The organism is Bacillus sp. FJAT-29814 (assembly GCF_001510715.1).
GTDB lineage: Bacteria > Bacillota > Bacilli > Bacillales > Cytobacillaceae > Neobacillus.
In genome coordinates this window covers 1-25,188 of the sequence record NZ_LMTJ01000014.1, presented here as the reverse complement: position 1 = coordinate 25,188, position 25,188 = coordinate 1, and the positions used below count along the sequence as shown (strand labels likewise).

At 44.8% G+C, this 25,188-nt stretch carries 25 protein-coding genes and 2 other annotated features; all 25 genes read right to left on the bottom strand.

Annotation, left to right across the window (positions count from 1 at the left end):
* Positions 1 to 46: 46 nt before the first annotated feature.
* The 25 genes from rpoB to AR334_RS26435 all read right to left on the bottom strand — a co-directional run bounded on the left by rpoB (position 47) and on the right by AR334_RS26435 (position 24,650).
* Positions 47 to 3,607 (bottom strand): DNA-directed RNA polymerase subunit beta, encoded by a 3,561-nt coding sequence (gene rpoB, locus AR334_RS26555; protein ID WP_066321254.1) that lies wholly within the window; start codon positions 3,605 to 3,607, stop codon positions 47 to 49.
* A gap of 252 nt (positions 3,608 to 3,859) precedes the next feature.
* The gene (locus AR334_RS26550; protein WP_066321252.1) at positions 3,860 to 4,459 is read right to left on the bottom strand and encodes a class I SAM-dependent methyltransferase; all 600 of its coding nucleotides are present in this window, start codon (positions 4,457 to 4,459) and stop codon (positions 3,860 to 3,862) included.
* Positions 4,460 to 4,703: 244 nt separating this feature from the next.
* Positions 4,704 to 5,066 carry a 50S ribosomal protein L7/L12 gene (gene rplL / locus AR334_RS26545; RefSeq protein ID WP_066321249.1) on the bottom strand — a complete coding sequence of 121 codons (363 nt, stop codon included), beginning with the start codon at positions 5,064 to 5,066 and terminating at the stop codon, positions 4,704 to 4,706.
* A 54-nt stretch (positions 5,067 to 5,120) separates the two neighbouring features.
* Positions 5,121 to 5,621: a 50S ribosomal protein L10 gene (rplJ, locus tag AR334_RS26540; RefSeq protein WP_066321244.1), complete on the bottom strand. Its 501-nt coding sequence runs from the start codon at positions 5,619 to 5,621 to the stop codon at positions 5,121 to 5,123.
* A gap of 33 nt (positions 5,622 to 5,654) precedes the next feature.
* Positions 5,655 to 5,795 (bottom strand) — a sequence feature (ribosomal protein L10 leader region).
* Positions 5,796 to 5,858: 63 nt separating this feature from the next.
* Positions 5,859 to 6,557, bottom strand: a complete 699-nt coding sequence (gene rplA, locus AR334_RS26535; RefSeq protein ID WP_066321243.1) for a 50S ribosomal protein L1 — start codon at positions 6,555 to 6,557, stop codon at positions 5,859 to 5,861.
* 108 nt (positions 6,558 to 6,665) lie between these two features.
* On the bottom strand, positions 6,666 to 7,091 hold the full coding sequence (gene rplK / locus AR334_RS26530; protein WP_042453928.1) for a 50S ribosomal protein L11: 426 nt from the start codon (positions 7,089 to 7,091) through the stop codon (positions 6,666 to 6,668).
* 200 nt (positions 7,092 to 7,291) lie between these two features.
* Complete coding sequence (gene nusG, locus AR334_RS26525; RefSeq protein WP_066321241.1) at positions 7,292 to 7,825, bottom strand: transcription termination/antitermination protein NusG; 534 nt, start codon at positions 7,823 to 7,825, stop codon at positions 7,292 to 7,294.
* Positions 7,826 to 7,955: 130 nt separating this feature from the next.
* Positions 7,956 to 8,138 carry a preprotein translocase subunit SecE gene (gene secE, locus AR334_RS26520; RefSeq protein WP_066321239.1) on the bottom strand — a complete coding sequence of 61 codons (183 nt, stop codon included), beginning with the start codon at positions 8,136 to 8,138 and terminating at the stop codon, positions 7,956 to 7,958.
* A gap of 33 nt (positions 8,139 to 8,171) precedes the next feature.
* The gene (gene rpmG / locus AR334_RS26515; protein ID WP_066321238.1) at positions 8,172 to 8,318 is read right to left on the bottom strand and encodes a 50S ribosomal protein L33; all 147 of its coding nucleotides are present in this window, start codon (positions 8,316 to 8,318) and stop codon (positions 8,172 to 8,174) included.
* 106 nt (positions 8,319 to 8,424) lie between these two features.
* Entirely contained in the window at positions 8,425 to 9,051 is a 627-nt protein-coding gene (sigH, locus tag AR334_RS26510; protein ID WP_172799310.1) for an RNA polymerase sporulation sigma factor SigH, read from the bottom strand.
* A gap of 93 nt (positions 9,052 to 9,144) precedes the next feature.
* Positions 9,145 to 9,654 carry an NYN domain-containing protein gene (locus AR334_RS26505; protein WP_066321234.1) on the bottom strand — a complete coding sequence of 170 codons (510 nt, stop codon included), beginning with the start codon at positions 9,652 to 9,654 and terminating at the stop codon, positions 9,145 to 9,147.
* 3 nt (positions 9,655 to 9,657) lie between these two features.
* Positions 9,658 to 10,401 carry a 23S rRNA (guanosine(2251)-2'-O)-methyltransferase RlmB gene (rlmB, locus tag AR334_RS26500; RefSeq protein ID WP_066321232.1) on the bottom strand — a complete coding sequence of 248 codons (744 nt, stop codon included), beginning with the start codon at positions 10,399 to 10,401 and terminating at the stop codon, positions 9,658 to 9,660.
* 1 nt (position 10,402) lies between these two features.
* Positions 10,403 to 10,822 (bottom strand): Mini-ribonuclease 3, encoded by a 420-nt coding sequence (locus AR334_RS26495; protein WP_066321227.1) that lies wholly within the window; start codon positions 10,820 to 10,822, stop codon positions 10,403 to 10,405.
* A gap of 4 nt (positions 10,823 to 10,826) precedes the next feature.
* Positions 10,827 to 12,227 (bottom strand): cysteine--tRNA ligase, encoded by a 1,401-nt coding sequence (gene cysS / locus AR334_RS26490; protein ID WP_066321226.1) that lies wholly within the window; start codon positions 12,225 to 12,227, stop codon positions 10,827 to 10,829.
* 4 nt (positions 12,228 to 12,231) lie between these two features.
* Positions 12,232 to 12,876, bottom strand: coding sequence for a serine O-acetyltransferase (cysE, locus tag AR334_RS26485; RefSeq protein ID WP_066321225.1), 645 nt, complete (start codon positions 12,874 to 12,876; stop codon positions 12,232 to 12,234).
* Positions 12,877 to 12,935: 59 nt separating this feature from the next.
* Positions 12,936 to 13,183, bottom strand: a binding site (T-box leader).
* 37 nt (positions 13,184 to 13,220) lie between these two features.
* Positions 13,221 to 14,684 (bottom strand): glutamate--tRNA ligase, encoded by a 1,464-nt coding sequence (gene gltX / locus AR334_RS26480; protein WP_066321224.1) that lies wholly within the window; start codon positions 14,682 to 14,684, stop codon positions 13,221 to 13,223.
* A 68-nt stretch (positions 14,685 to 14,752) separates the two neighbouring features.
* A complete protein-coding gene (gene ispF, locus AR334_RS26475; RefSeq protein WP_066321223.1) occupies positions 14,753 to 15,229 on the bottom strand; it encodes a 2-C-methyl-D-erythritol 2,4-cyclodiphosphate synthase in 477 nt (158 codons plus the stop codon).
* Entirely contained in the window at positions 15,229 to 15,930 is a 702-nt protein-coding gene (ispD, locus tag AR334_RS26470; RefSeq protein ID WP_066321222.1) for a 2-C-methyl-D-erythritol 4-phosphate cytidylyltransferase, read from the bottom strand. Before ispD ends, ispF begins: the two co-directional genes overlap by 1 nt.
* 32 nt (positions 15,931 to 15,962) lie before the next feature.
* A complete protein-coding gene (locus tag AR334_RS26465; RefSeq protein ID WP_066321220.1) occupies positions 15,963 to 17,048 on the bottom strand; it encodes a PIN/TRAM domain-containing protein in 1,086 nt (361 codons plus the stop codon).
* A gap of 193 nt (positions 17,049 to 17,241) precedes the next feature.
* The gene (gene disA / locus AR334_RS26460) at positions 17,242 to 18,315 is read right to left on the bottom strand and encodes a DNA integrity scanning diadenylate cyclase DisA (protein ID WP_066321218.1); all 1,074 of its coding nucleotides are present in this window, start codon (positions 18,313 to 18,315) and stop codon (positions 17,242 to 17,244) included.
* Between the two features lie 6 nt (positions 18,316 to 18,321).
* Positions 18,322 to 19,701: a DNA repair protein RadA gene (gene radA / locus AR334_RS26455; protein WP_066321216.1), complete on the bottom strand. Its 1,380-nt coding sequence runs from the start codon at positions 19,699 to 19,701 to the stop codon at positions 18,322 to 18,324.
* Between the two features lie 224 nt (positions 19,702 to 19,925).
* Positions 19,926 to 22,367 (bottom strand): ATP-dependent protease ATP-binding subunit ClpC, encoded by a 2,442-nt coding sequence (clpC, locus tag AR334_RS26450; RefSeq protein ID WP_066321214.1) that lies wholly within the window; start codon positions 22,365 to 22,367, stop codon positions 19,926 to 19,928.
* 4 nt (positions 22,368 to 22,371) lie between these two features.
* Entirely contained in the window at positions 22,372 to 23,454 is a 1,083-nt protein-coding gene (locus tag AR334_RS26445) for a protein arginine kinase (RefSeq protein ID WP_066321211.1), read from the bottom strand.
* 1 nt (position 23,455) lies between these two features.
* Positions 23,456 to 24,004 (bottom strand): UvrB/UvrC motif-containing protein, encoded by a 549-nt coding sequence (locus AR334_RS26440; RefSeq protein ID WP_066321209.1) that lies wholly within the window; start codon positions 24,002 to 24,004, stop codon positions 23,456 to 23,458.
* A gap of 184 nt (positions 24,005 to 24,188) precedes the next feature.
* The gene (locus tag AR334_RS26435) at positions 24,189 to 24,650 is read right to left on the bottom strand and encodes a CtsR family transcriptional regulator (RefSeq protein WP_066321204.1); all 462 of its coding nucleotides are present in this window, start codon (positions 24,648 to 24,650) and stop codon (positions 24,189 to 24,191) included.
* Between the last annotated feature and the right edge of the window lie 538 nt (positions 24,651 to 25,188).

Sequence of the window (25,188 nt, the reverse complement as noted above, 5' to 3'; positions counted from 1 at the left end):
CTTGTTCTTGGAAAAGCTATTCTCTTTAAGTGCGCTTTTGCTTGATTTACTCTTTTGAACCGACTTTTTCAGATTCAAAGCTTGGTGCATCAGGAACAATGTTTAAGGTGTCGACCTGTTGTAAGTCGTCCTCATCTTCCATATCACGCATTTCAATTTCTTCTTCATCGCCGGATAGAATTTTAACATCCATACCCAAGCTCTGAAGTTCTTTGATTAATACTTTAAATGATTCAGGAACGCCTGGTTCCGGCACATTTTCGCCTTTGACAATGGCTTCGTAGGTTTTCACACGGCCAACCACATCGTCGGATTTAACCGTAAGAATTTCCTGAAGCGTGTATGCAGCACCATATGCTTCAAGTGCCCATACCTCCATCTCTCCAAAACGCTGTCCACCGAATTGGGCTTTACCACCAAGCGGCTGCTGCGTAACAAGGGAGTATGGTCCAGTTGAACGAGCATGCAACTTATCATCAACCATGTGAGCCAGTTTAATCATATACATGATACCAACTGATACACGGTTATCAAACGGTTCTCCCGTACGTCCATCATAAAGAACTGTTTTCGCATCACGAGCCATGCCAGCTTCCTCGATGGTTGACCAAACATCTTCTTCCGTAGCTCCGTCAAATACTGGTGAAGCGACATGAATGCCGAGGTATCTTGCTGCCATACCTAAGTGAAGCTCAAGCACCTGTCCGATGTTCATCCGTGATGGTACCCCTAATGGGTTTAACATGATATCAACCGGTGTTCCATCTGGAAGGAACGGCATATCCTCTTCCGGTAAAATTCTCGAGATAACCCCTTTATTACCGTGGCGTCCTGCCATTTTATCCCCTGCGGAGATTTTCCGTTTTTGTACAATATAGACACGAACAAGTTGATTCACGCCTGGAGGCAGTTCATCGCCATCCTCGCGGTTAAATACTTTCACATCGAGGACAATACCGCCGCCGCCGTGCGGAACACGAAGTGACGTATCACGGACCTCGCGGGCTTTTTCACCGAAAATGGCATGAAGCAAACGCTCTTCAGCAGTAAGCTCTGTTACCCCTTTTGGTGTCACCTTACCAACTAGCAAGTCGCCGTCTTTTACTTCGGCACCAATACGGATAATTCCGCGCTCATCCAAGTTGCGGAGTGCATCTTCGCCGACGTTTGGAATATCGCGGGTAATCTCTTCAGGTCCAAGCTTTGTATCACGTGATTCTGATTCATATTCCTCAATATGAATCGAAGTATATACATCGTCTTTCACAAGACGTTCACTCATAATAATCGCATCTTCGTAGTTATAACCATCCCATGTCATAAAGGCAACGAGAACATTACGGCCTAATGCCAATTCACCTTTTTCCATGGAAGGGCCATCAGCAAGGATTTCACCCTTGACAACACGGTCGCCCACAGAAACGATTGGACGCTGGTTATAGCATGTTCCTTGGTTCGAACGGATAAACTTTAACATCCGATACTTGTCAAGATCGCCTTTGACCTCTTGGCCGTCGACTTCTTTAATGCGGCGGACCCATACTTGACGGGCTTCAACGCGCTCAACAATTCCTTCATGCTTACAGATGACAGCGGCACCAGAGTCTTTACCCGATACATATTCCATACCTGTACCGACAATCGGCGCTTCCGGCTGCATCAATGGTACAGCCTGCCGCTGCATGTTCGCGCCCATCAAGGCACGGTTCGAGTCATCGTTTTCAAGGAACGGAATACATGCTGTTGCTGCTGAAACTACCTGCTTCGGAGATACATCCATGTAGTCGACACGATCCCGCTTTACAACGGTGTTTTCACCACGGAAACGGGCAATGACTTCCTCATCCAAGAAGGAACCGTCATCTCCTAGACGTGAGTTAGCCTGTGCGGTTACATAATTATCCTCTTCGTCAGCAGTCAGGTAATCAATTCTTGATGTTACCTTACCGGTATCAGGATCGACTCGGCGATAAGGTGTTTCGATAAAACCAAAGCGGTTTACCTTCGCATATGATGATAACGAGTTGATCAAACCGATATTCGGACCTTCCGGTGTTTCAATTGGACACATCCGGCCATAGTGAGAATAGTGAACGTCACGAACTTCCATTCCGGCGCGTTCACGAGTCAGACCCCCTGGGCCTAATGCCGATAAACGACGCTTATGCGTTAATTCCGCCAGCGGGTTAGTTTGGTCCATAAACTGTGAAAGCTGGGAGCTTCCAAAGAATTCCTTAATTGACGCAATAACAGGACGAATATTGATCAACTGCTGCGGCGTAATCGTTGCTGTGTCCTGAATCGACATTCTTTCACGAACCACGCGCTCCATCCGTGATAAACCGATACGGAATTGGTTTTGCAGCAATTCGCCTACAGAACGAAGACGTCTGTTGCCCAAATGGTCGATATCGTCTGTATCGCCAACACCATGAAGCAAATCGAAGAAATAGCTGATCGACGCAATAATGTCAGCTGGTGTGATGTTTTTAATTGGTTCAGCCACATAGGCATTGCCCAATACATTAATCACTTTTTCATTTTCATCGCCAGGTGCATAGATTTTAATGCCTTGAAGAACAATCTCATCATCCACAACGCCGCCAACTGGGTTATAGCTGCGGAAATTAATATTTTTCTCAAGTGCAGGCAAAATCCTGTCAAGGTTTCTTCGGTCAAGAAGCGTTCCTTTTTCGGCGATAATTTCACCTGTTTCCGGGTCTACCAGTGTTTCGGCAAGACGCTGATTGAAAAGGCGGTTTTTAATATGAAGCTTTTTATTTATTTTATAACGACCTACATTAGCAAGGTCATAGCGCTTAGGATCAAAGAACCGTGATATCAATAGATTCTTCGCATTTTCAACGGTTGGAGGTTCACCAGGACGGAGTCGTTCATAAATTTCAAGCAACGCTTTATCGATACCTTCCGTGTTGTCCTTTTCAAGCGTATTGCGAAGATACTCATTATCACCAATCAACTCGATGATTTCTTGGTCTGAGCCAAATCCAAGTGCACGCAAAAGAACCGTTACAGGCAATTTCCTTGTGCGATCAATTCTGACATATACCACATCTTTGGCATCTGTTTCATATTCAAGCCAAGCGCCGCGGTTCGGAATGACAGTAGCCGTAAAGCCTCTCTTTCCGTTTTTATCCACTTTACCGTTGAAGTAAACGCTCGGGGAACGCACTAGCTGTGAAACGATAACGCGTTCTGCACCGTTGATGACAAAGGTGCCTGTTTCCGTCATTAACGGAAAATCGCCCATGAATACATCTTGATCCTTCACTTCGCCTGTTTCTTTGTTTACAAGACGTACCTTCACACGCAATGGAGCAGAATAAGTAACGTCCCGCTCTTTCGATTCTTCAACCGAATACTTTGGATCGCCAAGACTGTAATCAATAAATTCTAGTGATAGATTACCGGTGAAATCCTCAATTGGCGAAATATCCTGGAACATCTCACGCAATCCCTCATCAAGAAACCACTGATATGAAGAGGTTTGGATTTCAATAAGATTTGGCAATTCTAAAACTTCACTGATTCGTGCATAACTTCTCCGCTTACGGTGTCGTCCATACTGAACTAGTTGACCTGTCAACTGATTCACCCCTCAAATCAAGCGTTATTTAAAAATCTATTTACGTCTTTTAGAAGAATTTGTTACCTTGCTAAAAGACAAAAAGAAAAAGGGTTTTTTCCCAAAAACCACATTTTCACATTTTGACTATTATTTTGTCATCATTTCCTTGTTATTCCGTTTTTATACTCGATTTTATGTATTTAAAGGAATAATTCGGTAAATATTATGATGGCATTTTATAATGCTATCACAGGGACAATTCGTAGTCAACTATTTTGTGGCTCTAATAATAAAATAACCTTTGGATTTGTCAACTGTTTCTACATCAGAAAATATTTGCGTTAATTTCTCCAAAGCCGATGGTGCACCTTGCTTTTTTTGAATGACTACCCAGAGCTCTCCACCACTAAGCAGATGTTGGTGACTTTGTTCAAAAATATCATGAACTGTTTTTTTGCCGGCACGGATCGGCGGATTTGTCAGGATGGCGACAAAATCTGTTTCCGGTACATTCAGCAGCCTGTCACTTTCATAGATTCTTACATTATCAATCTGGTTAAGGGCAGCATTTTCCTTTGCTAACTCAATGGCCCGTTGGTTCACATCAATCATATGTATCGTACGATTAGGATGTTCCTTGGCAATCGACAAGCCAATCGGACCGTAGCCGCAACCGACATCAAGAACCTTCCCTTCCACTTCAGGCATGGCAAATGTCTCGATCAAAAGACGTGAGCCAAAATCCACTTCCCGTTTTGAAAAAACGCCATTATCAGTTTTAAAGCGAAACGAATGGCCTCGTAATTTATAATCCCAAGACTTTGGGTCACTTTCAACATTTTGGGTTCGAGAATAGTAGTGTTCGGTCATTTTTGACTTCACCTCCTGGGGAGCTATATATAGAAGAAATAAGAGGAATTACTACAACCTTTAAGCTATCCAGCTACAGCGCCTAGGGCTCTGGGTCATAAGCCAATCCGTCAAGAAGGCTAAAAAGCAGCCTTCTGGTCGGCTCGTCTTATGCCTGTTGCCCCTGAGCAAGGCGCTTCCGCTATTAAATTAAGTTAGCCAAAAAAAGCCCGCTTATGCAGCGAGCTTTTTCATGGAATTAAAATTACTTAACTTCAACGTTTGCTCCAACTTCATCAAGCTTAGCTTTGATTGCTTCAGCATCTTCTTTAGAAACGCCTTCTTTAATAGCTTTTGGAGTGTTGTCAACAAGGTCTTTTGCTTCTTTAAGACCAAGACCAGTGATTTCACGTACAACTTTGATAACTTTGATTTTTTGATCGCCAGCAGAAGCTAGGATTACATCAAATTCAGTTTGCTCTTCAACAGCAGCAGCACCAGCGCCGCCAACCATTGCTACAGGAGCAGCAGCAGTTACGCCGAATTCTTCTTCGATTGCTTTTACAAGATCGTTAAGTTCTAAAACAGTCATAGATTTAACTGCTTCAATGATTTGTTCTTTAGTCATTTTAATTTTCCTCCTTAGTTTTCATTCCGTATTAGTTAAGCGATAAGTACTAACTTACGCGCCTTGTTGTTCTTTTTGGTCTGCCACAGCTTTTGCAGCAAGGGCAAGGTTGCGGATTGGAGCTTGTAGTACGCTGAGTAGCATAGACAGCAAGCCTTCGCGAGATGGAAGTTCAGCAAGGGCTTGAACTTCTTCAACAGTTGCGATTGTACCTTCAATCACACCCGCTTTAAGTTCAAGAGCTTCATTCTTTTTCGCGAAATCGTTAAGGATTTTAGCAGGAGCGACAACATCTTCAGTACTGAACGCGATTGCGTTCGGGCCTGTTAATGCATCGTTTAACCCTGAAAGTCCAGCAACTTCAGCCGCACGACGAGTCATAGAGTTTTTGTAAACCTTGAATTCAACGCCAGCTTCACGAAGTTGTTTACGGAGTTCAGTTAATTGAGCCACTGAAAGACCGCGGTAATCTACAACAATTGTTGATACACTTGCTTTTAATTTATCAGCAATCTCTTCAACAACCACTTTTTTTGCTTCGATTGCACTGCTCATTTTTACACCTCCTGTAGAATGTGTACATTTATACCAGGCAGTAAAAGAGCCTCCAAATCTTTCATAGACATGGAGGCTCATAAATAGCTTAGGTAAAAGCTAAATCTTTGGCTAACCTCGGCAGGATATTAAGCGATAAGCCCCTGCTGTCTACGGTACAAATGTTATATTTATTAAACAACAAAATTGATTATATATAATCTAATTTTGTTTGTCAATTACCAATTATTCCTAATCTTACTTAGCAGCTACAGATGAAGGATCCACTTTCACGCCAGGTCCCATAGTTGAAGAAACTGTAACGTTCTTCATGTAAGTGCCTTTTGCTGCAGATGGCTTCACTTTTAGCATAGTTTCAAAAACAGTTGTAAAGTTTTCAACAAGCTTTTCGTTTTCGAAAGAAGCTTTACCGATTGGAACATGAATGTTACCAGACTTGTCAACACGGTATTCAACTTTACCTGCTTTGATTTCGTTGATTGCTCTTGTTACGTCGAAAGTAACTGTGCCTGTTTTAGGGTTTGGCATTAAGCCTTTAGGTCCCAATACGCGGCCAAGCTTACCAACTTCACCCATCATGTCAGGAGTTGCTACGATTACATCAAAATCAAACCAACCTTGTTGAATTTTGTTGATGTATTCTGCATCACCCACATAATCTGCGCCAGCAGCTTCTGCTTCTTTCACTTTTTCACCCTTCGCGAATACTAATACGCGTTGAGTTTTACCAGTTCCGTTTGGAAGCACTACTGCACCACGGATTTGCTGGTCAGCTTTCTTAGGATCTACGCCTAAGCGGAAAGCAACTTCAAGAGTCGCATCAAATTTTGCATAGTTTGTTTTCTTTGCAAGTTCAATTGCTTCTGCAATTGGGTAAGCATGTGTACGATCTACAAGCTTCGCAGCTTCTAAATACTTCTTACCTTTTTTAGCCATTGTTTTTTCCTCCTTGATTTGTGGTTTTAGCGAATTAATCTCCCACGAAAAAGGTTGCGAGTGAAAAACTGCGCAACCCCCTCATTACAACATAACAGTTTGCATAGATTAGTCTTCGATAACGATACCCATGCTGCGTGCAGTACCTTCAACCATGCGCATTGCTGCTTCAACGCTAGCTGCGTTAAGGTCAGGCATTTTTTGTTCCGCAATCTCGCGTACTTTATCACGCTTTACTGTTGCTACTTTATTACGGTTAGGCTGGCCTGAACCAGACTGAATTCCAGCTGCTACTTTCAAAAGAACGGCAGCAGGAGGAGTTTTCGTAATAAATGTAAATGAACGGTCTTCAAACACCGTAATTTCAACAGGAATAATCAATCCAGCTTGATCTGCTGTACGAGCGTTAAATTCTTTACAGAATCCCATGATGTTAACACCGGCTTGACCTAAAGCAGGACCAACTGGCGGCGCAGGGTTTGCTTTACCTGCAGGAATTTGCAATTTAACAACTTTAATTACTTTTTTAGCCACGAGACACACCTCCTTAAAGTCCGTGATGTGGTTAACAGGGTTTCCTTATATAGGGAGCCCCCTCCCACTCATCTTGAAGTCTTTATATGAATACAAAGAACTTGACAAAGTCTTGTCCGAGCATCTAACTCGAGACATACTGACCTAAAAAATAGTAACATTTTTTAAAACTGATTTCAAGTTTTTTTACAATAATTGATTTAGATTTTCTCAATCTGCGAAAATTCAAGCTCAACCGGGGTATCGCGACCGAACATATTAACGAGAACTTTAAGTTTTTGTTTATCCCTGTCCATTTCTTCAACATTGCCGGTGAAGTTAGCAAATGGACCTTCCTTTACGCGGACCGTTTCGCCAATTTCATAATTGACATCGACACGCTTCTCTTCGACGCCCATGCGTTTGAGAATAAACGCTACCTCATCCGGAAGCAGCGGTGTTGGTTTGGAGCCTGATCCGGCAGAACCAACAAAACCGGTTACACCAGGGGTATTCCGTACAACATACCATGAATCATCTGTCATGATTAGCTCCACTAATACATAGCCAGGAAACACCTTGCGTTTTACCACTTTTTTCTTGCCGTTTTTCAATTCGGTTTCTTCTTCCTCTGGAACTACCACACGGAAGATCTTATCTTGCATGCCCATCGATTCAACCCGTTTTTCAAGGTTGGTTTTTACTTTATTTTCGTAGCCGGAGTAAGTATGAACAACATACCAATTCTTTTCCATTTTCGAGGACTTTCGTCCGTCCCTCCCTAAAATTAAATGCATTTTTTGGCAAATTAAAAAACCCGCAACTGACGGGTTTTTAACTGAAATTTCCTTTGTTAATTTCCATTATACCATGAACCATTGGCTATTATTCAAGAATTAAACGAATCAATTCTGAAATACCCAAATCCAGGACCGCGAAGAAAATCGCAAAGAAGGCAACAGTGCTGACAACCGTAATAGTCGAGCGAGTCAGTTCGCTGCGCTTTGGCCAGCTTACCTTTCTCATTTCACGAGCTATATCACTAAAGAAATTCTTTATGCGAGACATTTAAGTAACCCCCAATGATTGCGCGGTCTTTTATCATTTTGTCTCTTTATGAATGGTATGAGACCCGCAAGTTTTGCAGTATTTTTTTATTTCCAGTCTTTCCTGTTTCGTGTCGCTGCTGGCTGTTGAATAATTCCTTGAGCCGCAGGTTTCACAGGCAAGTACAACTTTTTTACCCATATTCTTCACCTAATATATCCTTAAAAATGTAACATGATGCCTAATTAATGTCAATAATATTCTGAATCACTGATATAACCGCCATAGTTTATAAAGCGGATACATTTTACAACGAAAATTCCCGAATTTCCAAGTACCGTTCCAATTTTCGCTTTACGCGCTGGAGGGCATTATCAATCGATTTAACGTGGCGGTTGAGTTCCTCAGAAATCTCCTGGTACGACTGGCCATCCAAATAAAGCGCCAATACCTTCCGCTCCAAATCACTTAACAGTTCAGTCATTTTAACCTCGATATGGTCAAATTCTTCCTGATTAATGATCAATTCCTCCGGGTCAAGCACCTTTGCTCCGGACAAAACATCCATTAGCGTCCGGTCTGACTCCTCATCAAAAATTGGCTTGTCTAATGATACGTAGGAATTTAGCGGTATATGCTTCTGCCGTGTCGCCGTCTTTATCGCTGTAATAATTTGGCGGGTTATGCACAGTTCGGCAAATGCTTTAAAGGAGGTGAGCTTGTCCTCGCGAAAGTCGCGGATCGCCTTATATAAGCCAATCATTCCCTCTTGAACAATATCTTCTTTATCCGCTCCAATCAGAAAATAGGATCTAGCCTTTGCACGCACAAAATTTCGATACTTATGAATTAAAAAATCCAATGCTTCACCATCACCCTGATGAACCAAATCAACAATTTCTTCATCCTCCATGGCGGAGAATTGTTCATGCATTTTTGTCCTGAAGTCCGTACTCAAATTAGATCCCCTCCACCGAACAAGCATAGATACCACTATTATACATTAGAAAATTTTTGAAGTACAGGCTTACTTCTGCCCTCTGCGCCACTTTTCAAAAATTTCTGCCATTTCATCGCTAATCGGTATTTTGGAAACGGGCTTTTTATCTTGGATTTTTTTTACTTTCTTCTCGATGTTCTTTTCAATAGAAGACATTTCAATTTCCAGTTCGCGTGCGGATTTCCGGAGGGCGCCTTGTCCAAAAATCTGCCATTGTTCGGTAAAGTCGGAGGTGGCCACATGGATTTGCGTTTTCCGGTTGCTAAGGCTGATAGCCATTTTTTCAATCCGTTCGTCGGCTGATTCATTTTCCTTTGTAAAAATAACCTCTACCTGATGATTTTTATACTTTTTTTCTGTCCCTTTTACATAGTGGGCATCGAACACCACGATCACACGGAAGCCGGAAATGGCTTGGTACTCAGCCATTTTTTCAACCAAACGGTCACGCGCTGCCGGCAGGTCCCGGTCTTTTAATGCTTTAAGCTCCGGCCATGCCCCTATAATGTTATATCCGTCCACAAGCAGGATATCCATACACTATCCCTCTAAACTATGCCGTTTCCGGTATACCTCATACATTAATAGCGCAGCTGCCACAGAAGCGTTTAATGACGTTACTTTGCCAGCCATCGGCAAATGGATCAAAAAGTCGCATTTATCACGAATCAGCCGTCCCATCCCTTTTCCTTCACTGCCAATGACAAGCCCTAGCGGCAAAGTTCCATCTAGCCGGCGGTAATCATCCTTGCCTTTAGCATCAGTACCGGCAATCCAGACACCGCGCTCCTTCAATTCATCGATTGTCCTTGCCATGTTGGTAACCCGGACAACCGGGATATATTCTATCGCCCCAGTAGAAGCTTTCGCAACGGTCGCCGTCAAACCTACGGCCCGGCGTTTCGGAATGATGATGCCGTGCGCCCCAACCGCATCCGCCGTCCTCATGATGGAGCCAAGATTATGCGGATCTTCAATTTCATCCAATAATAAAAAGAAAGGAGGTTCGTTTTTCCTTTCGGCGGCTGCAAAGAGATCATCCAGTTCCGCGTACTGATAAGCGGCGACATAGGCCAGAACGCCCTGGTGATTTTCCTCGGTGATTTGGTCGATTTTTTTCTTCGGGACAAACTGGACCAGCACATTCGTTTCTTTTGCCAGCCGGGTAATTTGCTGCATCTGCCCGTGCTGCGACCCTTCGGCAATCAGGATTTTATTGATGTCCCGCCCCGATTTTAAAGCCTCAATGACCGGATTTTTGCCCACAATGTATTCCTGGTTCATTCTAACGGCCACCTTTCTGTTCATCTACATAGTTTAACGCCTGTGAAATGAGCTCTTCGAGGCGCTCATTCTCTCCCGTTAAAAATAAATATCCCATTAATGCCTCAAACGCCGTACTGTACCGGTATGTTTGCACATCGGTGTTTTTCGGGACGGTCCCGGATTTGGCATTGCGGCCGCGCATGACCACATTCGTTTCCGTTTCCGTTAACAGCCCGTTATCCATCATCCAAAACAGGATTTGGCACTGGGCTTTTGCCGAGACATATTTGGTTCCTTCCCGGTGCAGCTGGTGTGGCCGGACTTGCCCGCTGTAAAGCAGGTGACGCCGGACATACGTTTCAAATACGGCATCACCCATGTAGGCAAGCGCCAGGCTGTTTAATTGTTGAGCATCAACTGTGTTTTCATAATCTAGCATGGTATTAGCCTCTTTTCCACCTTGTACCCTGTGGAGTATCCTCCAAAATAATATTCATATCCTTTAATTGGTCACGGATTTGATCGGCCAATTGGAAGTTGCGATTCTTGCGCGCCTGAATCCGCTGTTCAATCAAGGCATCAATTTCTTCATCGAGCAGTTCTTCCTGCTGTTCGAGGGTCAGGCCGAGCACCGCGAATAATTCCTCAAATTGCGCTGTGAAGGCATCGATGACTTCGATTGCCGTATTTTTTTCGATCAGGTAATAGTTGGCCAGCTTCGATAATTCAAACAGCACGGAAATTGCCTTTGCTGTGTTAAAATCATCGTCCATTGCGTCGATGAACTCATCGCGGTGAGCCTTGATTTTTTCAAGCCATTCCTGATTATTTTGCGTCAGGTTCGCACTCGCTTCTCGGCGGTGCTTTAAATTCTGATAAGAGGTCTTTAGACGCTCCAGTGCCGCTGTTGTGCTTTCCAATAGCTCCTGGCTGTAGTTGATCGGGTTGCGGTAATGCACCGACAGCATAAAGAACCGTAATACCTGTGGATTGATCTGCTTAATAATGTCATGAACCAACACAAAGTTGCCGAGCGACTTCGACATTTTTTCGTTATCAATATTAATATAGCCATTATGCATCCAATAGCGAGCAAATGTTTTTCCACTTAAAGCCTCGGATTGGGCAATTTCATTTTCATGGTGCGGGAAGGTCAGGTCCTGGCCGCCGGCATGAATATCAATGGTTTCCCCAAGATATTTTTTCGCCATTGCCGAGCATTCGATGTGCCAGCCCGGACGTCCCGGACCCCATGGGCTATCCCAGAATATTTCCCCTTCCTTTGCCGCTTTCCATAGGGCAAAATCAAGGTCATCTTGTTTTTTCTCACCGACTTCGATTCTGGCGCCAACTTGCAAATCATCAATCGATTGGTGGGAAAGCTTGCCGTACTCTTCAAAACTGCGGGTTCGGAAATAGACATCCCCTTCCGATTCATAGGCATAGCCCTTTTCAACCAGTTGGCTGATAAAATCGATAATAATGTCCATATTTTCCATAACGCGCGGGTGAACATCCGCCTTTTTGCAGCCAAGCGCCGAAACATCTTCAAAATATGCCTCGATAAATCGGTTGGCAATTGTCGGCACATCCGAATGCAGCTCATTGGCAGCCCGGATCAATTTATCATCCACATCAGTAAAGTTAGATACGTAGTTTACGTCATAACCGCGATATTCGAGGTAGCGGCGAACGGTGTCAAACACAATTGCCGGCCTGGCATTTCCGATATGAATATAATTATAGACAGTCGGACCGCAAACATACATTTTTACTTTTCCTTCTTCGAGCGGTACAAAAGTTTCCTTTTTGCGGGTTAAAGTATTATAAAGTTGAATGGCCATTGACTCATACCCTTTCCTCTTTTAAGTTTGCCAGTTCTGCTCGCAGCTGGTCGAGCTCTGTTTGTATTTCTTTAATACGGTCTGCTACCGGGTCCGGCATATCGCCATGATTTAGATCACGAGTGATTCGTTTGCCGTCCTGAATGACGACCCTTCCCGGAATTCCTACCACTGTGGAGTTTGGCGGCACTTCCTTAAGGACGACCGAACCGCCACCGATTTTCGAATTCTCGCCAATGGTAATCGACCCTAGCACCTTGGCACCTGTGGAAATCAGGACATTGTCCTTGATTGTCGGGTGCCGCTTGCCTTTCTCCTTTCCGGTTCCACCCAAGGTCACTCCTTGGAACACGGTAACATTATCGCCAATTTCGCACGTTTCTCCGATGACAACGCCCATCCCGTGGTCGATAAAAAATCTCCTGCCTATTTTTGCCCCCGGGTGAATTTCAATTCCGGTGAAAAAGCGGCTCGCCTGTGAAATCACCCTTGCCAGGAAGAAAAACTTACGTTTATATAGCGCATGTGCCAGTCGGTGCGCCCAGATGGCATGCAAACCGGAATAGGTCAAAATGACCTCCAGATATGTCCTGGCCGCCGGGTCCTGCTCAAATACCACTTCCACGTCTTCCTTTAACCGTTTGAACATCTCCAATCCCCCTTTATTATTTCTAATTTCCCCCAAATAAAAAACGCCCCTGTCGGATCGACAGAGACGCTTAAATGCGTGGTTCCACTCTGATTAGGCCAAAGCTGCTTGCAAAACAAAAATGCAAAGGACTTTAATAGCCTCACTCTTCCCTGTTAACGGATGGTTCCGCCCAAATCTACTGAAATCTTTCGAAATGGGACTCAGAGGGGCACTTCAAAAAATGAGCGGCCTGAACCACTTTCAGCCGGTGATGGTTCTCTCTTTTAAGCATCATTTTTCTACTTTTCCTCATCGACACTTTAGCCTTATAAATAGTTATACTTAATATATACCATTTTCCCTTAGTTGTTAACTAATAATTTGCTAATTCTTTTTTGAACTTTCTCTCGGCCAAGCAGTTCAATTGCTTGCGGCAGGTCAGGGCCGTGGGTTTGGCCTGTTACCGCAGCACGAATCGGCATAAATAAATTTTTGCCCTTTTGCCCGGTAGATTTTTGCACTGCCTTCATCGCTGCTTTGATTCCGTCTGCTTCAAAGGCCTCCAGTTTGTCTAGTTCCTCGGAAAATGCTTTTAGCACCTGTGGAACGGTTTCACCCGCAAGCACTTCCTTGGCATCCGCTTCATAGTCTGCATCTTCTTTAAAGAACATATCCGAAAGCTCAACAATCTCGGCACCAAAGCTCATTTTTTCCTGAAGCAACGCGACCAGGCTATGAACCCATTGGCGTTCTGCTTCAGACGGATTTTCGTTTAGGCGGCCTGCCTTGACTAAATGCGGCATTGCAAGCTCGACAACCCTATCAACCTCTATCTTTTTCATGTATTGGTTGTTCATCCAAGTAAGCTTTTGCTTATCAAATAAGGCCGGTGACTTGGACAAGCGGCTAGCATCAAAAATCTCGATAAATTCTTCCTTGCTGTAAAGCTCTTCTTCCCCTGCAGGTGACCAGCCAAGCAAGGTAATAAAGTTAAATAAAGCTTCAGGCAGGTATCCCAATTCTTCGTATTGCTCGATAAACTGGATAATCGATTCATCCCGCTTACTCAATTTTTTCCGGCTTTCATTCACAATCAAGGTCATATGGCCAAAAATCGGCGGCTCCCAGCCTAGTGCTTCATAAACCATTAGCTGCTTCGGTGTATTGGATATATGGTCATCACCGCGAAGGACATGGGAGATTTCCATTAGATGATCGTCAACGGCCACAGCAAAGTTATAGGTCGGAGTACCGTCTTTTTTTGCAATGACCCAATCGCCCATTCCCTCGGACTCAAAGGAAACATCGCCCTTTACCATATCATCAAACGTATACGTTTTCCCTTCCGGGACAGCGATGCGCAAACTTGGCTGGCGGCCTTCTGCTTCAAGGCGGGCACGCTCTTCCGCAGTCAGATGGCGGCATCTCCCGGAATAATGCGGAGTTTCGCCTCTTTCGGTTTGCGCGTCTCTCTCTGCCTCAAGTTCTTCCTCGGTACAATAGCACTTGTAAACATGCCCGGACTCCAGCAATTGCTTGTAATAGCCCTCATAGATTTCATTTCGTTCGGATTGGCGGTATGGGCCGTATGGGCCGCCGACATCGACACTTTCATCCCAGTCGATGCCGAGCCATTTCAAATATTTTAATTGGCTTTGTTCGCCGCCCTCAATATTCCGCTTTTTGTCGGTATCTTCAATGCGGATAATAAATTTACCGCCTTGGTTGCGCGCAAACAGGTAATTGAACAGCGCAGTTCTGGCGTTTCCAATATGTAAATGCCCAGTCGGACTTGGAGCATACCTTACACGTACTTCGTTTGACATGACGATAATGTCACCACTTTCAATTCATTTTCTCATACTGAATTATTTTACCATGCTGATTTTCAGCGTTAAAGTTTTTTTAGCAATACTACCACTTGGGAAGCAATGCCTTCCCCGCGGCCGGTAAAGCCCAGTTTTTCAGTGGTTGTCGCTTTGACATTGATTTGTTCCACATCCGCTTCGAGCAATTCGGCAATTCGGGCCCGCATTTGCTCAATATACGGCGCCATTTTTGGCTTTTGTGCAATTATAGTGCAATCGGCATTAACCAGCTCGTAGCCTTTTGTTTTTACCAACTGCCAGACCTGCTCCATCAGCTTGGCGGAATCGGCATCCTTAAAATTCGGGTCAGTATCGGGGAAATGTTTGCCGATATCCCCTTCACCGATTGCCCCAAGGCAGGCATCGGAAATTGTATGTAATAATACATCTGCATCGGAATGGCCAAGCAAGCCCTTTTCATAGGGAATCGTAATCCCGCCAATGATCAGCGGACGCCCTTCCGTCAATTGATGGACATCAAAGCCCTGTCCAATACGAAACATCACGAAAACTCCTTTTTGTCTCTATTTCTCTTTTTTAAAATCGCTTCTGCGAAAAATAAATCTTCTGGGGTGGTCAGTTTGATATTATCATAGTCGCCTTCGACAATAGCCACGGGATGGCCGAGCCTTTCGACTAGACTGGCATCATCCGTCCCGAGATAATGATCCCTTTCCGCCTGTTCATAAGCGTTACGCAACAGGGAAACACGAAAAGCTTGCGGGGTTTGTACCGCCCACAAGCTTGAACGTTCGACAGTTTCCACTACTGTACCAGCATCAACCTTTTTCATCGTATCCTTTGCCGGCACCCCGACAATCGCCGCCCCGGTTTTCATCGCTGTTTCAAAAAGGCTGTGAATCTGTGCTTTTTTGATAAACGGCCTTGCCGCATCGTGAACAAGAATAATCCCGTCAGACCCGACTGTTTTTAACGCATTAAAAATGCTGTGCTGCCGTTCTTTGCCGCCTGCTGCAAAACCAATGACTTTATTGATTTTATATTCCTTTAGCAAGGCTTTAAATTCGGACTCATCCTGGGGATGTACCGCTAGAATCATCCCCTGGCACGCCTCGTCATCTTCAAAAACCTTTAAGGTATGGATCAGCACTGGCACTCCATTAAGTTCAAGAAAAAGCTTATTTCTCCCTGCTCCCATTCGTTTTCCCTGCCCAGCGGCCGGGAGAATGACCTGGTAAGTCATAGTAAAACCCCACTCTATCTATATCTCTTTATCTATAGTGCTTTTTCTAATAATTTAGGCTTGGCAAATATCATTCTGCCTGCAGAGGTCTGAAGAACGCTGGTTACGAGCACTTCAATGCGTTTTCCGATATACTCCCGGCCTTCTTCGACGACAATCATCGTACCGTCATCCAAATAGGCAACGCCCTGGTGATACTCTTTTCCATCCTTGATGACCTGCACTGTCAATTCCTCGCCAGGCAGGACAACAGGCTTCACCGCATTGGCCAAATCATTGATATTTAGAACAGATACATTCTGCAATTCACAAACCTTATTTAAGTTAAAATCATTCGTAACGAGAACACCGTTCGTCAGTTTCGCCAGCTTGACAAGCTTGGAATCAACTTCGGCAATTTCTTCAAAATCGCCCTCGTAAATTTCCACCTTAATAGCCAGCTCCTTTTGAATTCGGTTTAGGATATCCAAGCCCCTGCGGCCGCGATTCCGCTTTAGCACATCGGAAGAATCGGCGATATGCTGCAGTTCCTCAAGGACAAACTGTGGAATTACAATCGTTCCTTCCAAAAATCCAGTTTGGCATATATCGGCAACCCGTCCATCAATAATGACACTGGTATCCAATATTTTCATGCTTTTATTTTCCGGCTTCTCTGCTTCCTCCTCAGCGGACTTTTTCTTGTTGCCTTTTCCGAACAGGCCAATTAGTTCATCGCGCTTTTTGAAGCCAACCTGGTAGCCAAGATAACCAAATAATAGGGTTAATAGAATCGGTGCCACCTCATTTACAATCGGCACTTGAACCGCGTTTAACGCAAATCCGATTAGAAAAGCGACCAATAATCCAAAGATAAGTCCTAAACTGCCAAACAGTACATCAGTTACAGGAATTTTCACAAGAGAATCCTCGAGCCACTTAATAAAATTAAACACATAATCTACTGCCCAAAAGGTAATAAGATAAAAAATAATAGCCCCTAAAATAGCAGCAACATAAGAATTATTGACCGCTTGTATATCATCCACATGAAGGATGGTGAATAGCTCCGGCAATAACCAAATCCCAAGCGAACCACCCAAAATGAGGAAGCATGCCTGCACAATTCGTTTTAACATTACTTCACCTCCTCTATTAATTATAAACATATTCGTAAAATACAAACGTTGATTTTCTGATTATTTTTCCAAAATGTAACCATCTTGAAACATGGTTGTGATGTTACTTCCATAGGGTAGCATTGAAAAATATCGGTGTCAATTTATTGAAATTGTTAATTTTAACATAGCATTTGAATTCTTTCAATCCTTTTTATAAATGACGATCCGTGTACAGACGCTCTTTTATCAGTTTAAAGCCCTCTTTTATTTTCTTCGCCCGGACCTCACCGATCCCCTCGACCTCGTCCAGTTCTTCCACTGTTGCCGCGATAATGGGAGGCAGATTGGCAAAGGCATTTATTAAGTTTTCGATTATAACACCAGGAAGCCGCGGGATTTTATTCAAGATTCGGTAGCCGCGTGGGTGTTTATTTTCTTCAAGATGAACATAGCCGAGATAGCCCATTAATTTCAAAAGACCCGCGTCATCAAAGCTGCCATTTTGGGTTAATGCCTGCATCCGCCTCAATACCTCTGCTGGTTTTATTTCGCGGTTGAAGGCATAGTCCTTAATAATCAGCATGATTTCTTCCTCAAGCTCGGTCAAAATTTCATTCATTTGCAGGCGGATCAGCCGGCCTTCTGTCCCTAGTTCGTAGAGGAACCCCAGAAGTTCATTTTTGATTTTCAATACCATTTCAAACCGATGCAGCACAAGGAGGAAATCATTATACGTCACCGACTCTTCAAACTCTAGAATGCTTAAATTGGTAATGCTTTGTTCGAGAACCACCTTGTATTTTTCCAGAGTTTGAATTGCCTGGTTCGCTTTCGTCAAAATCATCGCGATATCCTTCAGGGCGTAGCGAAAATTGCCTTGGTACAAGGTGATGACATTCCTCCGCTGAGAGATGGCAATGACAAGCATCTTTGTCTGCTTGGCCACCCGCTCAGCCGTGCGGTGACGCATGCCAGTTTCCGAGGATGGGATTTCCGAGTCTGGGGCAAGCGTCGCATTGGCAATCAAAATTTTATTGGCAGTCTCGTTCAAGATAATCGCACCGTCCATTTTCGCCAGTTCATATAAAAAACTCGGCGAAAACGGGCAATTAATCTCAAAGCCGCCGTCGACAATACTTTTCATCCTATCGTTATAGCCAATAACAATCAAACCACCAGTATTGGCCCTTAGAACATTATCCAAACCCTCACGTAGAGGTGTCCCTGGCGCGACAAGCTGCAAAACGTCGCTGACGGATTGCCCCTCTACCCTTTTATGATCCATTTGCTATCACTCCAATGCTGCCTGTAATGCCTCGCTGACGGAGGAAACACCAATTAACTGAACTCCAGTTGGCGCGCTCCAGCCTCCCAAATTATTGGCTGGCAGAATCACCCGCTCAAATCCTAGCTTGGCAGCTTCCTGAACACGCTGCTCAATTCTTGAAACCCTTCGTACCTCGCCTGTCAGTCCAACTTCGCCAATTATGCAGTCCGTGGGCCTCGTCGGTTTGTCGCGGAAGCTCGACGCAATGCTGACCGCAACCGCCAAGTCTATCGCCGGTTCATCCAATTTCACCCCGCCGGCCACTTTTAAGTAAGCATCCTGATTGGCAAGGAGCATCCCGACCCGTTTTTCCAAAACGGCCATTAACAACGGCACGCGGTTGTGGTCAATCCCAGTGGCCATTCTTCTAGGGTTCCCAAAGCTGGTCGGGGAGATCAGCGCCTGGATTTCGACTAATACTGGACGGGTGCCTTCCATTGAAGCAACAACCGTAGAGCCTGCAGCACCGCGTGACCGTTCTTCTAGAAAAATCTCAGAAGGGTTTTCGACTTCTTCCAGTCCAAATTCCTTCATTTCAAAAATGCCCATTTCATTGGTCGAACCGAATCGATTTTTCACGGCGCGCAAAATTCGGTAGGTGTGGTGCCGCTCCCCCTCAAAATAAAGAACCGTGTCGACCATATGCTCAAGCAGTCTCGGGCCGGCAATCGATCCTTCTTTTGTGACGTGCCCGACAATAAAAATGGCGATGCCCTTTGTTTTTCCGATTCTCATTAATTCAGACGTACATTCGCGGACTTGGGATACACTTCCCGGTGCGGATGTAACCTCAGGATGATAAACGGTTTGGATGGAGTCAATAATGACAAAGCTCGGATTGGTGCTTTCAATCGTTCGATTGATTTCTTCGAGGTTGGTTTCTGCATAGACGAACAGATTTTCAGAGGTGATGTTTAGCCGTTCTGCCCGGAGCTTTGTCTGTCGAAGCGACTCTTCACCGGATATGTATAAAACCTGATGGCCTTTTACGGCCAGCTGCGATGACACCTGCAGCAGCAGCGTGGATTTTCCAATCCCCGGGTCACCCCCAATTAGCACCAATGAGCCCTTTACGACCCCACCGCCCAAGACCCGGTTCAATTCATTTAAATCGGTATGAATTCTCGGTTCGGTTACCATTTCAATCGAAGTGATGGGCGTCGGCTTGGACAAAATCGTCGAACCTCCCTGCGAATGGGCGAAGGCCCCGCGCCGATTGCCGCCGGTTACCTCTACCTCTTCCACCATCTTGTTCCACTGGCCGCAGCCTGGACATTTCCCCATCCATTTAGGGGATTCATAGCCGCATTCCTGGCACATGAATTTTGTTTTCCGTTTAACCATGGCAGTTCTTCCTCTCTCGGGTGATAGCAATATAAATGAAAACTCGCCGATTGGCGAGTCCGTTAGGACGAAGACAGAGGCGTAGTTGAATTTATGCGTGCGAAGCTGAAAAGAAAAATTTGGTAAAAATTTTACACTTTCCTATTAGCTAAAAAGAGGTACACGATATATCAATATTTACGTGTACCTCCTGCAATTGTTTCAAAGTTTTTCCAAAAAAATCTCTATTTGGTCAAGCTCGTCTTCTCGGCTGTTCTGACGACAAACTCCCCATTATCAACATCGATGGTCGCCTTCTGTCCTGTCAGCAATGTTCCTTTAAGCAATTCTTCAGATAACCGGTCCTCAATATGCTTTTGGATCGCACGGCGGAGCGGTCTTGCCCCGTATTCAGGGTCATAGCCTTCCTCGGAAATCTTTGCTTTAGCGGCCGGCGTAAGCTCTACATCGATATTTAGCTCCCTCAACCGCTTGATAAGCTGGTCGGACAATAACGTAACAATTTCATCAAGATGCTTTTTCTCTAGGGCGTGGAAGACAATGATTTCATCAATCCGGTTTAGGAATTCTGGACGGAAAGCCCGTTTCAGTTCTTCCATTACCTTGCCCTTCATGTCTTTATAATCCTGGGTTGAATCCTGAATATTAAAGCCGACATATTTATTGCGTCGTAACGCTTCGGCACCAACGTTGGATGTCATAATCAGAACGGTATTGCGAAAATCAACGGTTCTGCCCTTGGAATCAGTCAAACGTCCATCCTCAAGCACCTGTAGTAAAATATTGAACACATCCGGATGCGCTTTTTCGATTTCATCCAGCAAGATGACGGAATATGGCTTTCTGCGCACCTTCTCAGTTAATTGTCCGCCTTCCTCATAGCCGACGTAGCCCGGAGGCGATCCGACAAGACGTGAAGTCGAATGCTTCTCCATATATTCAGACATGTCGATGCGAATCATTGCATCCTCATCGCCAAACATCGCTTCAGCTAAAGCACGGGCAAGTTCGGTTTTTCCGACACCTGTAGGGCCAAGGAACACAAATGAACCAATCGGACGTTTTGGATCCTTCAGGCCGGCTCTTGCCCGTCGCACCGCTTTGGCCACGGCCTTGACCGCTTCTTCCTGGCCGATTACCCGTGAATGTAAAATTTCCTCAAGGTTAAGCAGTTTTGCCGTTTCGGTTTCCGCAAGCTTGGAGACCGGGATTCCCGTCCAGCTTGAAACAACGCTGGCGATGTCTTCCACGGTGACTTCATTATTTTCTTTGCCCTGCTTTTCCTTCCAGCTCTTCTTCGTTTCCTCAAGCTGTTCGCGCAGGCGCTGCTCGGAATCCCTTAGCGATGCCGCCTTTTCAAATTCCTGGCTCTGGACAGCGGCATCCTTTTCTTTTCGGACCTCCTCAAGCTTCACTTCAAGCTCCTTTAAATTTGGTGGAGTTGTATAAGAGCGCAGCCTTACCTTTGACCCGGCTTCATCAATTAAGTCAATTGCTTTATCCGGCAGGAAGCGGTCCGATATATAACGGTCTGATAGCTTGACAGCCGCCTCAATCGCTTCATCGGTAATTGATACACGATGGTGCGCTTCATAGCGGTCACGTAATCCTTCCAAAATTTGAATCGATTCTTCTGCCGTCGGTTCGTCAACACGGATCGGCTGGAAGCGGCGCTCGAGCGCTGCATCTTTTTCAATATATTTACGGTATTCATCGAGTGTTGTTGCCCCAATACATTGCAGTTCGCCGCGGGCAAGCGACGGTTTCAGGATATTGGATGCGTCAATTGCTCCTTCCGCTCCGCCAGCACCGATTAACGTGTGCAACTCATCAATGAACAGAATAATATTTCCAGCCTGGCGAATTTCATCCATGACCTTTTTCAAGCGGTCTTCAAATTCCCCGCGATATTTGGTTCCGGCGACAACAGTGCCCATATCAAGTGTCATTACGCGCTTGTCACGGAGGATTTCCGGCACTTCGTTATTGACAATTTGCTGGGCCAATCCTTCGGCAATCGCTGTTTTCCCTACCCCAGGCTCACCGATTAGTACCGGATTGTTTTTAGTACGGCGGCTAAGCACCTCAATAACCCGCTGAATTTCCTTGCCGCGGCCAATCACCGGATCAAGGCTGCCTTCGCGGGCAATCGCTGTCAAATCGCGGGCCAGGCTATCAAGCGTCGGCGTATTGGCACTAACGGCCCCTCCGCCCTGATGTCCGCCGGATTCGTTTGAGCCCAGTAATTGTAGCACCTGCTGCCGCGCTTTATTCAAGCTTACCCCGAGATTATTCAGAACGCGGGCTGCGACACCTTCGCCTTCACGAATCAACCCAAGAAGGATGTGCTCAGTTCCCACATAGGAATGACCGAGTTTGCGTGCTTCATCCATGGAAAGCTCAATGACCTTTTTAGCTCGTGGAGTGTAGTGAATGATTTGTGAGGCCTCTTGCCCTTTGCCAATTAAATTTTCTACTTCCTTTTGAATTTTTTCAGATCCAAGCCCAAGACCATAAAGAGCCTTTGCGGCAATTCCTTCGCCTTCGCGAACCAATCCGAGCAAAATATGCTCCGTTCCAATATTGTTATGCCCAAGGCGAATCGCCTCTTCCTGTGCCAAAGCCAGTACCTTTTGTGCTCTTTCTGTAAAACGGCCGAACATCATACTATCACTCCTCACCAAATTTTTTAAATTCCATTTGGAATCGTTCTCGAATTAATGCGGCTCTTCTTATATCTCTCTCATGAGGTCTTAACGGACCGCCAGCATACTGTTGGAGAAAACCCGGCTGGGTTAAAATCATTAATTCATTCAAAATCGTTCTAGATATATTTTCGATGTAGCCCATATCAATTCCAAGACGAACGTCTGATAAGCATCTGGCTGCTTCCTTCGATTCAATAATCCGGCTGTTGGTCAATACCCCCAAGGACCGGAACACTCTATCTTCTAATTGTATGTTGGAAGTTTTCCGTAATGCTTCACGCGCCGACCTTTCTTGAGAAATGATCTGGCTGACAACCCCCATCAAATCACGGCAAATATCCTCTTCCGCTTTTCCAAGAGTGATCTGGTTCGATATTTGAAAAATATTCCCCAGTGCTTCACTTCCTTCGCCATAAATTCCCCTGACGACAAACCCCAATTGATTGATCGCAGGAATAATCCGGCCCATTTGCTGCGTTAGTATTAACCCCGGCAAATGCATCATCACCGACGCACGAAGACCGGTTCCAACATTAGTGGGACAACTTGTCAGATAACCCAGGCTTTCATCAAAGGCATATTGAAGATGCTGTTCAAGCCAATCATCCATTTCATTGGCAGCTTCCAACGCTTCAGCCAATTGCAAGCCCGGGAATAGGCATTGGATGCGAATATGGTCTTCTTCATTAACCATTATACTAACTTCTTCATTTTCCGATAATAAAACCGCCCCATGTGGCGACTCCTCTGCAAGATTTGGGCTAATCAGATGCTTCTCCACTAAAACCCGTTTTTGCAACGGCTGCATTTCATCGATTTTCAATAATTCCATTGAGCCGAATTTCGGCATTGTTACTTGTCTCAGCAGATTTTCCATATCTGAGATGATCCGTTTTGCTTCCTCATGGGAAAAAACTGTCGGGAATTTATAAGCTTCCAGGTTACGTGCCAAGCGGATCCGCGAGCTTAGGACAATGTCGGAATCTGGTCCATCCTTACTCATCCAGGAGCTGACCGCCTGATTTAAGAAACGTTCGAGCGACATATTACTCCCCTCCCTCGTGGCTTGCGGATAACCTTTTTTCCAGCTGGCGGATTTCATCACGGATGCTTGCCGCCTGTTCAAACTCTTCACGGTTGATTGATTCTCTCAGGTTAGTTTTCAGTTCTTCAATCTGCTTGCGCAGATGGATACTGCCGCCAATCCGTTTTGGTATTTTTCCATTATGTGTCCAGTTGCCGCCATGCAGTCGCCTTAGTACCGGCTTTAGCTGGTCCTGAAAGGTTTCATAGCAATGAGCACAGCCAAACCGTCCCACTTTTAAAAATTGCGGAAAGGTCATCGAACAGTGCTGACACTGCAGGATTTCTTCCTGGTGAAACGGGCTTTGACTCGGCTGTTTAAACGAGGGGTCAATATTTAATAAGCCGGCTAATAGATTATTAAAGGATAAGCCCGATTCCCCATTAAACATAAACATTTCGCCTTTTTCCTGTGCACATTTTTCACACAGGTGCACTTCCGTTTTTTCGCCATTTACTATTTTTGTAAAATGAAGTGCCGCTGGCCTTTGATTGCATTCCTGGCAAATCATACTTCTCACCTCTATAGGCATGTGATTAAATAAGTGTCCTAGATTTTTTTGGTTTTTCATAGAACCCAGGTACTTATTTAGCTAATATGGAATTATAAAATTTTCCAAATATTATAATTCCCTAACGCATAAATTCAACTACGCCTCTGTCTTCGTCCTAACGGACTCGCCAATCGACGAGTTCTCATTTATATTTCAAAGTTGTTAACATGGCTCTTAGCATTCTTGCCCGCAATTCGTCCCGGTATGGAAGGTCAATATAGAGCACGGAACGATCAATGACTGATAGCATAATTTTGGCTTCCCGCTTTGTAATAATCTCTTCCTGGACAAGACGGGTGATAACATCCTCGGCACTTGCCTGGGCAACCCTGCCTTGAATAAGCGATAACAAATGGTCAATTAAATCGGCAGAATCATGCGATTCCACCTTCATGATCCGGATATAGCCGCCTCCGCCTCGTTTGCTTTCAACGAGATATCCTCGTTCGATTGTAAAGCGGGTGTTGATTACATAATTGATCTGTGAAGGAACACATTGAAATTTATCGGCAACTTCGCTGCGTTTAATTTCAACTATATCCTGTTCACTCATTTCCAAAACCTGTTTCAAGTATTTCTCGATAATATCGGAGATGTTACTCATCTACCCACCCCCTGTCATCATCTGACTTTGACTATATTTGACATTCATTATACTCAAATTTATGGTGAGATGCAACGATTCGCTACTTTATGATTTTCTCCAAATCTCGCGGTTGCGAAACGTGAGGACGGTGGGAAAAAACTACTATTTCGGGGGGATTGGGCTTGTTTGGGGGTGGATTGAGGCGGTTGGAGGGGAAAAAACGGGCGCTGCTGCTCCTTTGGAGTGGGTTGGCGTAGGGAAATGGCGAAAACTCAGGGTCAACGGTCCGATAATGTCTATAAGAGTAGTCGGAGGACGGAAATTCGAGATTTACTGCTCCTATAGGGTCTATTGGCGTAGTCGGAAGGTGAATATTCGGGGTTTACTTCTCCTATAAGATCTATTGGCGTAGTCGGAGGGTGAATTTTCGGTATTCTGTTCACCAATTAGACTCTAAGAAAATTATATCTTCGATGTTTCACTATATATCTGCGATCATCTTAGATATATCCGCGGTAATTAGAGTTATATCCGCGATAAATTCAATATATCCGCG